The 13,866-nt window shown below is 67.4% G+C and carries 17 protein-coding genes; 6 read left to right on the top strand and 11 right to left on the bottom strand.

The features are described from left to right. Positions 1 to 3 precede the first annotated feature (3 nt). The 8 genes from AB0J10_RS09520 to AB0J10_RS09555 form a co-directional block, all read right to left on the bottom strand. The gene (locus AB0J10_RS09520; protein ID WP_363059553.1) at positions 4 to 207 is read right to left on the bottom strand and encodes a hypothetical protein; all 204 of its coding nucleotides are present in this window, start codon (positions 205 to 207) and stop codon (positions 4 to 6) included. A 91-nt stretch (positions 208 to 298) separates the two neighbouring features. Beyond that, a complete protein-coding gene (locus AB0J10_RS09525) occupies positions 299 to 613 on the bottom strand; it encodes a SpdD-like protein (protein ID WP_363059555.1) in 315 nt (104 codons plus the stop codon). 25 nt (positions 614 to 638) lie between these two features. Continuing rightward, entirely contained in the window at positions 639 to 797 is a 159-nt protein-coding gene (locus AB0J10_RS09530; protein ID WP_363059557.1) for a hypothetical protein, read from the bottom strand. Between the two features lie 16 nt (positions 798 to 813). Continuing rightward, a complete protein-coding gene (locus tag AB0J10_RS09535; RefSeq protein ID WP_018892242.1) occupies positions 814 to 1,008 on the bottom strand; it encodes a mobile element transfer protein in 195 nt (64 codons plus the stop codon). A 1-nt stretch (position 1,009) separates the two neighbouring features. Next, positions 1,010 to 1,204, bottom strand: coding sequence for a hypothetical protein (locus tag AB0J10_RS09540; RefSeq protein WP_363059559.1), 195 nt, complete (start codon positions 1,202 to 1,204; stop codon positions 1,010 to 1,012). Positions 1,205 to 1,223: 19 nt separating this feature from the next. Then, positions 1,224 to 1,922 (bottom strand): DUF2637 domain-containing protein, encoded by a 699-nt coding sequence (locus AB0J10_RS09545; protein ID WP_363059561.1) that lies wholly within the window; start codon positions 1,920 to 1,922, stop codon positions 1,224 to 1,226. A gap of 150 nt (positions 1,923 to 2,072) precedes the next feature. Next, positions 2,073 to 3,434, bottom strand: a complete 1,362-nt coding sequence (locus AB0J10_RS09550; protein ID WP_363059563.1) for an FtsK/SpoIIIE domain-containing protein — start codon at positions 3,432 to 3,434, stop codon at positions 2,073 to 2,075. A gap of 6 nt (positions 3,435 to 3,440) precedes the next feature. Further along, the gene (locus AB0J10_RS09555; RefSeq protein ID WP_336555174.1) at positions 3,441 to 3,767 is read right to left on the bottom strand and encodes a hypothetical protein; all 327 of its coding nucleotides are present in this window, start codon (positions 3,765 to 3,767) and stop codon (positions 3,441 to 3,443) included. 427 nt (positions 3,768 to 4,194) lie between these two features. On the opposite strand from AB0J10_RS09555, the gene AB0J10_RS09560 reads away from it, so the two are divergent. After that, positions 4,195 to 5,238, top strand: a complete 1,044-nt coding sequence (locus AB0J10_RS09560) for an XRE family transcriptional regulator (RefSeq protein WP_363059566.1) — start codon at positions 4,195 to 4,197, stop codon at positions 5,236 to 5,238. On the opposite strand, the gene AB0J10_RS09565 is transcribed toward AB0J10_RS09560, so the two are convergent. Next, complete coding sequence (locus tag AB0J10_RS09565; RefSeq protein WP_363059568.1) at positions 5,222 to 6,013, bottom strand: NUDIX domain-containing protein; 792 nt, start codon at positions 6,011 to 6,013, stop codon at positions 5,222 to 5,224. The genes AB0J10_RS09560 and AB0J10_RS09565 overlap by 17 nt on opposite strands. Before the next feature lie 603 nt (positions 6,014 to 6,616). On the opposite strand from AB0J10_RS09565, the gene AB0J10_RS09570 reads away from it, so the two are divergent. The 4 genes from AB0J10_RS09570 to AB0J10_RS09585 all read left to right on the top strand — a co-directional run bounded on the left by AB0J10_RS09570 (position 6,617) and on the right by AB0J10_RS09585 (position 9,856). Continuing rightward, entirely contained in the window at positions 6,617 to 7,042 is a 426-nt protein-coding gene (locus AB0J10_RS09570; protein ID WP_363059570.1) for a type II toxin-antitoxin system RelE/ParE family toxin, read from the top strand. Beyond that, positions 7,039 to 7,518, top strand: a complete 480-nt coding sequence (locus AB0J10_RS09575) for a helix-turn-helix transcriptional regulator (RefSeq protein ID WP_363059572.1) — start codon at positions 7,039 to 7,041, stop codon at positions 7,516 to 7,518. The genes AB0J10_RS09570 and AB0J10_RS09575 overlap by 4 nt, the downstream gene beginning before the upstream one ends. 1 nt (position 7,519) lies before the next feature. Then, positions 7,520 to 8,008 carry a hypothetical protein gene (locus AB0J10_RS09580; protein ID WP_363059574.1) on the top strand — a complete coding sequence of 163 codons (489 nt, stop codon included), beginning with the start codon at positions 7,520 to 7,522 and terminating at the stop codon, positions 8,006 to 8,008. A gap of 702 nt (positions 8,009 to 8,710) precedes the next feature. Further along, positions 8,711 to 9,856, top strand: a complete 1,146-nt coding sequence (locus tag AB0J10_RS09585; RefSeq protein WP_363059576.1) for a phage Gp37/Gp68 family protein — start codon at positions 8,711 to 8,713, stop codon at positions 9,854 to 9,856. Here the strand turns inward: AB0J10_RS09585 and tcmP are convergent. After that, positions 9,853 to 10,905, bottom strand: coding sequence for a three-Cys-motif partner protein TcmP (gene tcmP, locus AB0J10_RS09590; protein ID WP_363059578.1), 1,053 nt, complete (start codon positions 10,903 to 10,905; stop codon positions 9,853 to 9,855). The two genes, AB0J10_RS09585 and tcmP, sit on opposite strands and share 4 nt — an antisense overlap. A gap of 413 nt (positions 10,906 to 11,318) precedes the next feature. On the opposite strand from tcmP, the gene AB0J10_RS09595 reads away from it, so the two are divergent. After that, positions 11,319 to 12,122: a DUF4145 domain-containing protein gene (locus AB0J10_RS09595; protein ID WP_363059580.1), complete on the top strand. Its 804-nt coding sequence runs from the start codon at positions 11,319 to 11,321 to the stop codon at positions 12,120 to 12,122. A 611-nt stretch (positions 12,123 to 12,733) separates the two neighbouring features. Here AB0J10_RS09595 and AB0J10_RS09600 read toward each other — a convergent pair. Continuing rightward, positions 12,734 to 13,855 carry an AraC family transcriptional regulator gene (locus tag AB0J10_RS09600; protein WP_363059582.1) on the bottom strand — a complete coding sequence of 374 codons (1,122 nt, stop codon included), beginning with the start codon at positions 13,853 to 13,855 and terminating at the stop codon, positions 12,734 to 12,736. Between the last annotated feature and the right edge of the window lie 11 nt (positions 13,856 to 13,866).

Consider the following 13,866-nt stretch of genomic DNA (forward strand, 5'->3'; position numbering starts at 1 on the left):
CGGTCAGCGGGTGAACGCGGCGTCGGCGGCGTCCTCGAGGAGCTGCCGGAGGGGCGGGATGGTGCCGGTGCCCTGGCAGGTGCGGCAGTGGGCGGTGATGGTGCGGCGCTTGCCGTTGTGGTCGCGGCCGCCGAGGGTGACGGCGGCGGAGGCGAAGCCGTCGCAGGCGGGGCAGATGCGGGCCGGGGCGTGGCGGTGCTGGGGCATGATGGGTGGTCCTTCCGGTTGATGTCGGGTAGGGGTTGGAGCCGTCCGGGCGGCGGAGACTTGGCGGTTTCAGGGCCGCCCGGAGGGCCGGTCAGCGCTTGTGCTGGTTGTTGAGCAGGGAGCGCAGGACGACGGCGCAGACGGCGACCGAGGCCGCGGTGACGGCGACCGCGAGGAGCATGGAGACCAGGACCGTGCCGACGACCAGGACGACGGCGGTGCCGGCCCCGACGAGGGCGAGTGCGGTGCCGGGGGTGAGCTGGACCGTGGGCCGGGCCGGTGCGGCCGGGGCGACGGGTACCGGGGCGGGGGCGGGGGTGTGCTGGATGATCGCGGTCGGTTCGACGGCGGGCGGGGTGACGATGCCGGTGGGTGTCGGCATGGTGGGGATCTTCGGTCGGAACATGGGGGCTTCTCCTTTCTGCGGTGGGCTACTTGCTGATGGCGGTGTCGATGACGGGGGCGAGGAGGCTGTCGGCGAGGAGGAAGCCGCCGAGGAGGAGCACGGCGACGAGCCACCAGGGCGGGCGGATGAGCTTGATGCCGAGGGCGCCGACGATGATCAGGGCGAGCCAGAGCGGTACGTCCACGGGTGGGTCCTCCGGTTCAGTCGGTGATGCGGCAGCGGTGCGTGCGGGCGGCGAGCTGGGCGGCGGACTGGGTGGAGTAGTCGGCGGACCAGCCGCAGTTGTCGCGGGAGCACACGGCGGCGTATTTGGTGCGGCCGTGGCGGTCGCGGTGGGTGCCGATCTGCACGGGGCCGATCCGCATGACGGAGTGGAAGAAGTCACGGGCGGGCATGTCAGTCGCTCTCCGTTCGGGTGGTGGTGGGGTCGGGGTAGGTGGCGCGGATACCGGCGGCGGTGGCGGGGTCGGTGATGCGCTGGGCGGCTTCCTCGGCGAGCAGGTGGGCGAGGTAGGGCCGGTTGGCGGCGCTCATCTCGCGGGCGCCGTCGAGGTAGTCGGCGGCGGTCAGGTCAGCCGGGTCACGGGTCACGGTGGTGCTCCCTTCGAGGTCAGGTGAGGTGGGCGGCGAGCTGGTCGGCCATCGGGCCGGGCAGGCCGAGGCGGTCGCGCAGGGTCGCGGCGTCGATCGGGGTGCCGGTCGAGGCGCGGTGGGAGTCGGCGAGCTTGCGGGCGTGGTCGACGAGGGCGGGCGGCACGTCCGCGGGCGGTGCGGCGGGCAGCGCCGGAACGGGCTCGGCGGGCTCGACCGCATCCGGCACCGGCATCGCGGCAGGGTTCTGCGGGGCGGGCTCCGGTTGGGCCGGCGCGGTCACCAGCTCGGCCACGGGCAGTTGCTCGGGCTCGACAGCCTCAGCGGCAGCGTCGGCGTCATGGTTGGTCGGTGAGTGGACGAGCAGGGTGCCGCCGAGGAAGGCCAGGGCGGGCCATCCGGCGACGAGGATGCGGAGCCAGTCCGGCACGTCGTTGAGGTCGAGGAGGCCCGCGGTGGCGACGTTGGCGCCGAGCGACGCCGCCAGGGCGACGGCGAACCAGGACCAGGCCGCGCGGGCCGGTTCGCCCTGGTCGCGCAGGAGGCGCAGGCGGCGCCAGGCCGCGACGAGGAGCAGGTCGACGGAGACGGGGTAGGCCCACGCCTTCCATCCGTCCTGGCCCGCGGCGGCGGCGAGGTCGTGCAGGTGGGCGAAGGACAGTGCCCCGGCGATGACGGCTTGGACGAGAACGGCGTCCAGGCGGACCTTGCGGAACATGGGTCTTCACCTCCTTGAAGGGGGTCGGGCCGGGGCCGGACGACGTACGGCGGGGTGGCCGTCGGGCCCCGGCGGGCTGCCGTTTGGCATGGCGGGGGTAGGGACCTGGCGCGTGACGGTCGCGCCGACCGTGAAGCAGAGGGGGAACGGTCAGGCGGTGACGGGAGCCGAGCCTGGGGCGGGGATCTCGGCCGGTGCCGGGTCGGGAAGGGCCGGGCGGAAGCGCTCCAGGCCCTCGAGGGCCGGGGTGCGGTGGGCGTGGGCGGCGCAGGTGTTCACGGCCTGGCGGAGCGTCGTGAACGGGGTGCGGATGCGGACCCAGCCGCCCGAGGAGTCACCGGCAACGGCCAGGCCGGGCCGCTCGACCGGGATCTGTGTGGTCGCCAGGACCGCGTCGGGGGAGATGTCGCCGAACGCCATCTTGGCGGAGGCTTCATCGTTGACCCGGTGCGAGACGCGGCCGGTGAGCTGGGCGCGGAGCATGGTGATGCCGTCGCCGAGTTCGGCGCCGAAGCGCTGGCCGCAGATCTCGACGTAGATGCCGGCGGCGCGGCCGAGCTGCACCAGGCGCACGAGGGCGGTGACGATCCGCTCGCGGCGCTTCTTCTCCGCCGTGGTCGAGAACAGGGCCAGTTCCGCGACCTCGTCGACGAAGAGGACGACCGGCACCGGCCGCACTTCCTCGGGCAGGCCCCAGATGTCGGCCGTGATCTCCGCATCCGGCGTGTCCGAGCTGATCCGCTGCTCGCGCCGGATCACCTGGTAGATGTCCGCCATCCGCCCCACCAGGGCTTCCAGCAGCTCGGCCGCGTCGTCCGGGTTGTCGGCGAGAGCGGAGAACCGGCGGGCCAGCGGGGCGAGTTCCACACCCTCCTTGCAGTCGATACCCACCAGCGCGACATGACGGGAGGCGAGTTCCTTGACCAGGTTGCGCTGATAGACCGACTTCCCCGACAGGGTCGCGCCCAGGTTCAGCGCGTGCGGCACCTCCCGGTAGTCCCGGAAGTGGACCTCTCCGTCCTCCCGCAAGGCGACCGGCACACGCAGCCCGGCCGTCTCGATGCTGAGCGGCATCTGCACGCGCCGCAGTACGTCGTAGCCGGTCATCCGCAGCTCGACCACCCCGGACTTGATCTCACGCGAGGCGACGCCGTGCATGGAGAAGGAGTGCCGCAGCCGGTCCGTCGAAGCGGCGAAGTCGAAGGCGTCCTGACCCGGCTGGAGCTTCAGCCGCAGCACCAGCCCGGTACGAGTCGGACGCATCCGCAGGATCCGCGGGGCCCGGGGATCGGGGGCCGGCCGCCGGGCGAGCCGGGCCAGAGTGAGCCGCAGCCGGGACGGCGGCACGGTCAGCCCACACGCGTCCATGACCGAGGCGTAGCGGACCGACACCCGGACCATGGCGAGCGTGACACCGATGCTCAGCCAGTACCAGGCCGGGCGCAGCCGCCGCAGCACCAGAGCCGCGACGACCGCCACCAGGGCTAAGACGACGAACGTCGTGTTCGACACGGCAACTCAGCCCTTCGAGGACGGAGCGACCAGAGCGACCGCGCGGAACGCGATACCGTGCCGCCCGTCCCGCTCCCAGTCCCGAGCCTTCAGGCCGACGACCTTCACCGGCATCCCGAGCGTGACACCCTCCGGAACGCCGGTCTCCGGGACTGAGACGTTGAAGAGGTTCGCCTCACCCTCGTCGGCGACGGTCAGGCCGACCGTCATCATCTTCGCCCCGGACTCCCGGTCGACCGCGATCTCACCGGTCTGCTTGTTGATGACCTTCAACTGCGGCTCGACCGCAACGAACACGACAGCGGTCGAAGTGTCGATCTTGAACGATGGCATGATGGAAGCTCCCTTGTAGGGGCGGAAGCGGCGGCTTGCTTGGCGGTAGGGCGCCGCTTCCTGCGAGTGCTGATGGCAGCCGTCGACAGCGCCAACGGCTCAGTGCGTCCCATCTGGTGCGCACCAGTAGCGTGCATCTGGTGCGCACCAGATGTCAATGCTGTCTCCGTCTGGTTCGTCTCAACTGGCCATCTGATGACGCTTCTAGGGAACCGCGCGCATCAACGAGCCGGTAGCCAACAGGACTTAACCCGGACCGGTTAACCCCTGCGGACCTGGGCCTATGTGAGGCATGCTGCTGTGAAGGCTGACGGCAACGTGCGCGGGGGCGGTGCAAGTGTCCAACCGGCTGCGAGAGTTACGAACGGCGCGAGGCTGGTCGCAAGAGCGACTGATACGGGAGATCGAGCGGTACGCCGGGCAGCGCATGCTGGGCATCGCGGCGACGGCAAGCCTGCGTGTGTACGTGTCCGAGTGGGAGAACGGTAGGCGGTCGCTGGGCGATCGGTACGCGGACATCCTTCGCCCGCTGCTGGGCGTCACGGACGACGAGCTGTTCGGCCGGCAGGCATCGCCGTCGGGTGTGCCCGAGGTAGGCGGCTACGACGAACTGATCAGCCGCATCGACTCGGCGCGCAGCGTCAGTCTGACCATGGTGAAAACGTTCATGGACCAGACCGAGCTACTGAGAACCGTCGACCGGCAGATGGGCGCATCGAGCCTTGTCGATCAGATGACCGGACACCTGACCACTCTGGAAGACGCCCTCACCTTCGCGGTCCTGCCGGACACACGCCGTCCGGTAGCTCGCGCACTCGCTGGGGCCGCGACCCTGGCAGCGTGGCAGGCCCTCGATGCGGGAGCGGTCGAACGAGCATGGCGGAACTACGAGCTGGGCAAGCGTGCCGCCCAAGAGGCCGAAGAGCCCATGTACCTGGCTCACGCTACGGCCGAGCAGGCTTACGTGCTCAACGATGCCGGGCGTTCGGACATGGCGGTGCAACTCGTGCGTGAGGCGCATCGCCTGGCAGGTTCCAAGGCGTCCCCGCGGCTTCGTGCCTGGCTGTTCGCAGCCGAGGCCGAACTGAGCGCGAAGGCAGGGTTGGCCGACGAGTGCCGGCGGGCCCTCGACCAGGCCGCAGCATGCCTCCCGGACGGCGACGAGGCCCGCGACCCGGACATGCTGAGCATCTTCCTCAACAGCGGACACCTTGCCCGCTGGCGAGGGAACGCACTTGCGCTCATCGGTGAGGATGACGCGCTCGACAGCCTGTACGCCGCGCTTGAGAACGCGGACCCCACGTTCGTACGAGCGACGTCCGGGCTCCGGTGCGATCTCGCTCAAGCACACCTGAGCCGCGGCGAGTTCGACCAGGCGCAGGAGCATCTGAGGCAAGCGCGATTGCTGGCGAATCGCACCAGCTCCGTGCGGCATCGACGACGCATAGAACAGCTCACGCAGAGGCTTTGACGGCGTCGCCGCCCCGCGAGGCCAGTACGTGGAGAAGCGCGACGAGGGTGCCCGAACCCATCAGCTCGCCACGGGCCATCAGGCCCGGGATGTCGGAGAGCGGCACCCAGGCAACGTGGCCGGCCTCCTCGATGTCCGTGGGTTCGCCCACGTGCTCGGCACCGTGCCCGACGAAGATCTCGTGAGGTGAATCGACCATGCCAACCATGGGCTGGTAGGTGACCACGTGCTCCAGGGACTCCGGGCGCCAGCCGGTCTCTTCCTCGACTTCACGCAGAGCGGTCGTCTTGGGATCTTCGCCCTCGTCCACGATGCCGCCCGGGAGCTCCCAGCCGAAGCGGTTCGGAACGAAGCGGTAGCGCCACAGCATGAGCACCCGGTCCCGGTCGTCGAGGATCGCCGCGATCGAGACGTGATGCAGGCGCACGACGTGATGCTCGAAGCGCTCGACACCAGGCGGCTCGACGTCGACCAGGCCGAGTTTCACCCAACGGTTGTCGTAGATCGTCCGCTCACCGTGGATCTGCCACGGCTCCAACTCGGCGGGGGGCTCGGTGGTCACATCACGGGAAGGAATCCGGTACGAGCTGCGCCCGTGGACTTCCAACACCCGCTCAGCGACGAGCTTCGCGAGGACGCGCCGGAGCTGGGTCCGGCCGATGTCCAAGTCGTCGACCAAGGTGCGCTCAGAGGGCAGCTTGGAGCCAGGCGGCAGCTCCCCAGACGCGACCCACTCACGGATCGTCCGGTACACCCGCGCAGACTTCGTTTCCATCCCCTCGGCACACTCCCCGACTCATCGACTGGCTGCACCAGGGTAGCCGTCGGCAGTGGCCCGGAGGCAGGCACAGCGCAGGGGAGAGCGGTCGTTCCGAGCCCACGGGTGCGCCTCAGCAAGCTGGTGAGTAGAAACCTTCTCTACGGGTTCAAGCGCTCCCGCCGCGCAAGCGCGGCGGCGCGCGGCCCGTCGGCTCGGGCCGCGCTCCTGTCTTCGCCCCGCTCTGGCCCGGCCGCCGGCCGCACGCCAACAAGGCGAGGGCGGCTTGATGGGGGTGAACCCCGATGTGGCTGGGGCGGTCGGCTCCACGGCTTTAGGCAGCCACTTTGGCGCGAGCCTCGAAGATCATGGCCCCAACGTCGTGCCTTACCGGGCAGGTCCACAGACTGCCCGACGCGCCGGAAGCTTACGGGGCCATGATCACTCGCGCCAAAGCGGCTCCAGCCCAAAGCCCTTCCGCCGCCCACACTGCAGTGCTGGTCGAGGGGGCAGACGGCAAGCAACGAATCGGGATGATCTATTCCGAATAGGGGTCGACACGGGCGGGGCTGGGATACCATCCCGCTCACTCGTGTCGCAGCGTTTGGGGAGGGCGGTACAGTGGAAACTGTACAGCGAACGACGTGCACCGACTGCAGCAGGATCAGCTACGAGCGGGGGACTGCACTCATGATCGAAGCTGCGCGAACTACAGAAGGAAGGTTCGAAGCAGACGAATTCATCGCCAACTTGGAGAGGAACTACAAGCGGCGAGGAAACCTCCAGAGGCTTGCAGATATCGCAATACGACTGGAGGAGTTTGCAGAGAGAGGGACTCTTCGGATCCCTCTACAGTTGAATCATCTCCGCGACGAAATATACGAGGTCAAAGCCGGAGATGTGAGACTTCCCTTCTTTTACTGCACTCATTTCACTGGCAAGACGGTGCGCTTGACTCACGGCTTTCTGAAGCAGTCGCAGAAAACGCCTAGGAAGCACATCAACAAAGCAATCTGGGTAATGAGGGAGGATGGTGCGGCACGATGAAGAACTTGTATGAGCGACTTGCCGCGACTGAAGAGGGCGCCCGAGCCCTTGCTGCCGCTCGACTGCGATACGAAGCTCTGGCGACCATCCACGAAAGCCTCGAAGAGTCCGGACTCACACAGACTGAACTTGCCCGCAAGCTCGGAATTCGCAAATCAGCCGTTAACCAAGTCGTGCACGGAGATGGCAACATGCGCGTTACCACGCTCGCCGAATATTTGCACGCCTTGGGCTTTGAACTGAGCCTCAATAGGGTCGAGGCTGGCGTGCCACGGAAGCAAGTTGTAGCCAACCGACCTCACGTCGAATGCGATGATGAGGGCGAGAAGCAGCGTGTGGACTGGGCCGAGGTCGTAGAGCTCAGGGTTACACGAACAGTGGACTCGCCGGCCTGGGAAAAGGAGTCCGACGAGATCATCACTTGGGACAGTGTCGATGATTCCGTAGTCGAATACCGCATGGTACAGGTGCAGTGACATGCCGGAAACTGCGCACGACCCAGAGATCGCAGTCGAAGCTTACTGGTTGCAGAACAATGCGCATCTATGTCAAGTTTCCACTAAGCGTCTAAGTGCTGAAAAAGTCCACCCAGGGCGAGTGGTCAAGTGGGATATTTCCCTCAAGAAGTCGCTTGGCTTCAGCAAAGACCATATCCACATCATCTTGTCCTGCAAGGCCACAGCCGAGGGGAAGCCTGACAAGCCCCTTGGCGTTGTTGAAGCCGAAGTGGTTGGAAATTACCAGATCGGCGAAGATCATCCGCGCATACCGTCATCCGCTGCCATGAGTTTCGGTGACGAGGTCGGAGTTCGTGACGTTTTCCCGTACTTGCGACAAGCGCTCGATCTGCTAGCAATGCAGGTCGGTCTAGGGCGAGTGAAACTCGATCCCCCGAAGCCATCGAATCAAGTCAATCGAAAGACTGCATCCCAGTCAGGCAACGACGCCCTTGACGAAGCGGACTAACGTCACCGCCTCCATCCCCTCGGCGGGCCCAGTCATTTTGGGACAGCCAACGGAGTGGTGTCTAACTACGTGACACCACGCACAGCGGCGGACAAGCGCGGACGCCCACAGACCATCGCAGCAGGTGAGAGATGCACCGCCCCGAGGTCACGTGACCGCCCGAGTTGCTTTGGGACGAAGCGGTCGTGCCGTTAGGGTGCGTCGCATGGCCAACGGCGCCCTGGTCTGTCCCGAGTGCAGCTGGCCCATGAAGTCCGGAGGCCTTGTGCTCTCCAAGCGGGAGGACGACGGCCGGCGGACCTGCCGGACGCTGTGGAGGTGTGCCGATCGACACGTCTGGTGGGGCTGGGCAGACCGGCCGGATGAGCCTTTGGAGCCTTGCCCGGTCCCGGGCCCGTTCCGCTGACATCCAACGCTGACATCAACGAGCACGGACAGCGGTGACAACCGGCAGCCACGTATGGCCCCCGCGCCCAGGACGGGCCCAACCACGCCGGGGCGAGATCGAACTCCTAAGGCGGTGGTCAGTACCGTGCTGTACAGCAGCGGAGTACAGCAACCTTGGCGACCGCAGCCGACCTCCAACGCGCTCATGAAGCCGACCGGCCTGCCCAGCAGACCTCTGCGACCGCCCCGCCCGTAGTTCGCATCGAGGGGTCAGCCCGTGCCACAGGGGTGCCAGATGGAGCACAGACGTGCCAGATGGAGCGGGGGCTACGGGGAACCGCGGCTACCAGCGGAGCTCAGGTGCTCCAAGCACCGAAGTCAACGTTGCCCAGGTCAGCGCTCAACTCGCCCACCGCGCTTAGCCCGCGGGGCAGGGCGAGCCGAAGGGTTCGATCGTGGCCGGCGGCACGCCCGGTGGTCACCGCCTGCACTGGTCAGCGCGTTGGCGGGTGCCCGCAGGTCTGCATCCCCGTAGCGACACGGAGGCTTGAACGAGGGTTCGATTTTTACGGTAGACCTTACAGCGAGGACAGCGGATGGTTGGATGCCGGTGTCTGGCGATGTGATGGATCGTTGGGAATACAGCGAACCGTGGCTGTGCCGTCGTGTGGGCGCGCGCGGTTCGACGAAGTGGAGGGCCGACCGTTGAGTGACCGCAGTGCGATCGAGTGGACAGAGGCGACGTGGAATCCGACGACGGGTTGCGACCGTGTCTCTACGGGGTGCGACAACTGTTACGCGCTGACTCTGTCGAAGCGGCTGAAAGCGATGGGGTCGCCGAAGTATCAAGCCGATGGTGACCCTCGAACATCTGGACCCGGATTCGGGCTGACGCTGCATCCGGACGCTCTGCAAGTGCCGTACGGCTGGAGGAGTCCGCGCACGGTGTTCGTGAACTCGATGAGCGACTTGTTCCATGCGCGGGTGCCTCTCGATTACGTGCGTCAAGTCTTCGAGGTGATCGCCGACACCCCGCAGCACACTTACCAAGTCCTCACCAAGCGTGCCCGACGTCTGCGACTGGTTTCTGATCGTCTGGAATGGCCTGCAAACCTCTGGATGGGCGTCTCTGTCGAGAGCGCTACAGAACTACCGCGCGTGGACGACCTGAGGAAGGTACCTGCGGCAGTGAGATTCCTATCTTGCGAGCCCCTGTTGGGGCCGCTGGCAGGGTTGGAGCTGACGGGAATCGATTGGGTCATCGCTGGCGGCGAGTCGGGGCCGGGGCACCGCCCACTGGACGAGCAGTGGGTCACGCAGATCCGCGACATCTGCCAGGAAGCGCAGGTGGCGTTCTTCTTCAAGCAGTGGGGCGGTCGCACGCCCAAGGTTGGCGGCCGTGAACTGGACGGTCGTACGTGGGATGACATGCCGAACCGCCCTCTGCTTTCGGCAAGCTAGAAGGACTCGTCGGCGACGTCCTCCGGGGCGTAGAACCGTATCGTGCAACCTTCCGGCCAAGCGCTGCGAGCCTTGACTGGATCGACACGGATTGCGAGTCCCTGGGCGGCCAGATTGTCCAAGACCTGGCGCAGGTGTTTGTCCATGTGGTTCAACCGGGCGGCCTGGCTGGACAGTGTCTCCCAGCGCTGCTCAGTGCCGGCGTGCGCACGCAAGGCAGCGTCCAGTCGGTCCACGATCGAAGCCTCGTCAAACAGCGAAAGCGCGTCTGCTGTGTCGGCAGAGGCGCCCTGGCCGCTGTAGCTGTCCAGCTTCCAAGTGACGGGCGCCCAGCACTTCAGGCCAGCCTCGCTGTGGGTCGCCAAGACCAGGTGATAGCGGGCGCTCTGGTTACTGATCTTGACGCCGAAACTACCGGTAAACACCTCGCGTTCTTTGAGACCCTGTTGGTACGCCGCGGCGAACGCCTCCTTGCGAGCGCCCGCACGGCGTTCGGTCGTCGCTGTCTGCCAGTGATCACCGCCGAAGTAGGCGGTCATCGATTTGTCGAAGCCTTCGCGCTGGCAGAAGCGGTGCAGCTCATTGGTGAAGAGAGTGAACAGCACCTCGTCGCGGGGCCCTCCAAGACACTGGCTGATCAGCGAGAACGGTGCACTCTTTAGGTCAAAGGGGTCGATGAGCCACAGCACGGGGGTATCGACGCGACCGCGGTGGGCAAGTGCTGATAGCCGGGACTGCTGCTCTGCGAAGGTGCCAGGCGGCTGGATGCTCACGTTCAGCTGTGGCGAGTGGGGCAACTTGGCGAACTGCCGGTGGAGTTCCGCCACCCGTTCCGGATGTGCCTCGAGGCAGATCAGGTTCAGTCGGCCAAAGCGCCGATGCGCAGTGTGCTCAAGAAAGGTCTTGGCGACCACGATCGAGGAGCCGGGCGGCCCGTCGGTGTAGACACCTGGGCCAGCGAAGCCGTCCACGATGGTGGCCTCGCGGAACGTCTGAAGGATCTTGCCCATCCAGCACTGCAGGTAGTGCCGGTAGACGAGGTGCTTCACCTGAGTGTGTGGGTCGCTTCTCCAGACAACCTGTTCCCGTAGTTCATCTACTCGCCGCATGATTCCCTCCCCTGAACCCGCACCGACCGACCACCCAGCGTCACTGCTAAGGGACTTGTTGTCTACAACGCCTGCACAGTCGTCTTCCCCGTGTCCGGTCTGCTCCAGCACCACCCACGCCGCAGGAGATGAGCTCGACACTCAGCCCGGTTCCTGCGCTGGCCCGTTTGGGTGACGTGCCCATTGGCCCCTCAATCGGTCAGGTCTTGTGCTGACTGCTCGCTGGGCGTCAGTCTCGCCAGTCGCTGGGTGGAAGGCAGCTGGCCGGCGCAGAGCTGTCAGCTCGGTTGTAGCGACCCGCGCACTCTGGCCCTGGCGCGCCTGATGGGCTGTCGACGTCTGCGGTGCCGGCCTTGGGCCAGAACACGTTGCAGGCATCGCTCGAAATCATCGAATGCTCAACCGCCCGTGCCAGCGAGTGGAAGGATCCTGCTATGAGCGCACGAGTTGGCACGGATCTGCTTGTCACCTGTCCACACTGCGAGAGGCCCGCACTCGCCGGGGTCGTTGGGGAGGCACCCGATTTCAGTGGGGAAGACGGGCCGCCGTATCTGCTTGAGTTGGTCCGCTGCGGCAAGTGTTCGAAGCCCTTCGTCACAGTCGAGGAGGACTACGGAGACGGCTGGGATGGGGAGCCCGGGGTCCTGTGGCCGGAACAGCAGCGACCTTTGAGCCTGCATGTACCAGAAGATCTACGCCGCACGCACGCTGAGGGTCGCCGGTGCTTCTCCGCGAAGGCGTACACAGCGACGGCTGTGATGGTTCGCCGCACACTCGAGGCCGTGTGTATCGATCAAGGGATGACCGGGGACCCGTCCGGACGGCCGAAACCTCTGTTCAAAATGCTTGAAGAGATGCGCGATCAGGGCAAGATTGACGGCCGTCTCTTCGAATGGGCTCATGAACTACGCAGTCTAGGAAATCAAGGAGCGCACTACAGCAGCGCTTCAGTGACCCGCGAGGACGCTGCCGACGGTCTCGCTCTGGCGGAGGCCCTCCTCGACTACCTATACGTCCTGCACGCGCAGTTCAACACTTTCAAGCTGCGCAGGCAGACCGCGCGAGAAAAGGGGCGGGCCAACGGGACTCCGTCGCCCGATGTGCGCAGGGAAGCTCCCGAGGCTGGGCAGGCAAGCGCAGGGGACGGTGACGCATAGGTCTGGATGCGGAGCGCTCTGCATCCCGTATTGAGTCGCCCTTTGGGCTTTGAGGCACGTGCCAGATCCGTGCCAGATCGAGCAGCCAGCCACGGTAACTGGAGGGCTTCCGCGGCCAAGGTGCTTCTCGACACCCATCGCAGCATTCAGGCTGGCTGAGCTGGGATGACAGCTGGAACGTCGCTGCCAGGCTTACAAAGCAGATGTCGGCGGTTCGAAACCGTCCGCGCCCACCAGCACGAAGGCCCCCAACCGATCATGGTTGGGGGCCTTTGACATCTACTTCTGACATCAACGCGCGCGTTCACTCACGGCCGGGCCGCCGCTTGAGCAGCCGGATCTGGGGGTGGTCTGGCGCGGGAGGGCGCGCGGGAATCGCGGGACCGTGGAGGTGCCGTAGGAGCGGCGCTGGACGTTCCGGGGGCGCCACGCGGCCTGTCCCCTGGGCGGACCCGAAGTGCCGTGTCACGGGCGTCCGGCACAGCCCCTGGGTGTCGAGCAGCCGGTGAACTCCCGTCTGCCGCAGTCCTCTTCGGGCCCGGTCGGCGCGGGGTCGTGGGCGACGGGCCCGGTCGGCGGGGGGCCGTGGGCGACGGGGTGTCTCGGCACGGTCAGCTGCGGAGCGTGGCGCCCGGGCTCGTTCCGTACATCCGGCGGTAGGCCGCTGCGAACCGGCCCTGGTGGGCGAAGCCCCAGCGGGTCGCGATGCCGGCGACGGTGACGCCGGCCCGGGGGTCCGCGGCCTCGAGGTCGGCGTGGGCGCGGGCGAGCCGTACGCGACGCAGGTAGGTGAGCGGAGTGGTGTCGGCGTGACCGCGGAAGGCGTACTGCAGGGCGCGGGGCGTGACGTACACGGCGGCGGCGATGTCGGCCAGGGAGACGTCGGTGTGGGCGTGGGCGTCGATGAACGCGATCGCCCGGCGCAGGGTGTCGGGGGTGGCGTCGCGGGTGTCGGCGGGCGACGAACCGTCGGCGGTGGTGGCGGTGTTGGGGAAGACGGCGAGTGCCGTCGCGGCCAGCAGCCGGCCCGCCTGCCCGAGCACGAGGGGCGAGGTGACCCCGGAGGCGAGCGTTTCGGCGACGAAGGACCGGGTGCGCGTCCACAGGGCGGCGAGCGAGGTGTCCAAGGGGGTGGAGCCGGTGAACCGGGGGAGGCCCGGACGCCGGGGGTTCGCTACGGCGGCCGCCTGGGCCAGCAACGCGGCCGACAGGTTCACCGTCGTGAAGCGGGTGTCGCTGTGGCGGGCGAAGCAGGACCGTCCGCCGGGGCGTACGAGGAGTACGTCCCCGGCCCCGAACCGCTCGTCCACTCCGGCCGCGGTGCGCTCGAAGAGCCCGGCGGACATCGCGACGACGGTCAGGGCGGTGACCTCGTCCGTGATGAACTCGATCCGGGCGGGCAGGGACACCGCGCCGTCGGCGAAGGCCCCGGCATCCGTGCGGACCATGCCGTACTCGGGCCCGTCCGCCGCGGTGACCAGTCGCAGGGCCAGCCCGTGGGCCGCGCCCAGGATCCGCCCGGCCTCCTCGGCCCGGCGGGTACGGAACTCCGTGCGCACCACGCCACCGGTTCGCGCCGCGGCCGGACCGGGGAGCTCCGTGCCTGCGACACCGCCGGTGCCGGCGGCGGCAGGCCGGGGGATGCCGGGGCACGCCTCGGGTTCGTGCTCCGTGGCCGGATCGGGGCACTCCGCGTACGTGGCGGCCGGACCGGGGACTTCCGTGAGCGCCACAGGGCCGGCGC

It is taken from the genome of Streptomyces sp. NPDC049887 (assembly GCF_040656535.1).
Classification (GTDB): Bacteria; Actinomycetota; Actinomycetes; order Streptomycetales; family Streptomycetaceae; genus Streptomyces.

Bases quoted from the DNA above. Each gene is read 5' to 3' on its own strand.
- AB0J10_RS09585 (WP_363059576.1), top strand. From the start codon at position 8,711: ATGGAGCGGGGGCTACGGGGAACCGCGGCTACCAGCGGAGCTCAGGTG.
- AB0J10_RS09580 (WP_363059574.1), top strand. From the start codon at position 7,520: ATGCCGGAAACTGCGCACGACCCAGAGATCGCAGTCGAAGCTTACTGG.
- AB0J10_RS09560 (WP_363059566.1), top strand. From the start codon at position 4,195: ATGCTGGGCATCGCGGCGACGGCAAGCCTGCGTGTGTACGTGTCCGAG.
- AB0J10_RS09545 (WP_363059561.1), bottom strand. From the start codon at position 1,922: ATGTTCCGCAAGGTCCGCCTGGACGCCGTTCTCGTCCAAGCCGTCATC.
- AB0J10_RS09555 (WP_336555174.1), bottom strand. From the start codon at position 3,767: ATGCCATCGTTCAAGATCGACACTTCGACCGCTGTCGTGTTCGTTGCG.
- AB0J10_RS09535 (WP_018892242.1), bottom strand. From the start codon at position 1,008: ATGCCCGCCCGTGACTTCTTCCACTCCGTCATGCGGATCGGCCCCGTG.
- AB0J10_RS09525 (WP_363059555.1), bottom strand. From the start codon at position 613: ATGTTCCGACCGAAGATCCCCACCATGCCGACACCCACCGGCATCGTC.
- AB0J10_RS09520 (WP_363059553.1), bottom strand. From the start codon at position 207: ATGCCCCAGCACCGCCACGCCCCGGCCCGCATCTGCCCCGCCTGCGAC.
- AB0J10_RS09565 (WP_363059568.1), bottom strand. From the start codon at position 6,013: ATGGAAACGAAGTCTGCGCGGGTGTACCGGACGATCCGTGAGTGGGTC.
- AB0J10_RS09575 (WP_363059572.1), top strand. From the start codon at position 7,039: ATGAAGAACTTGTATGAGCGACTTGCCGCGACTGAAGAGGGCGCCCGA.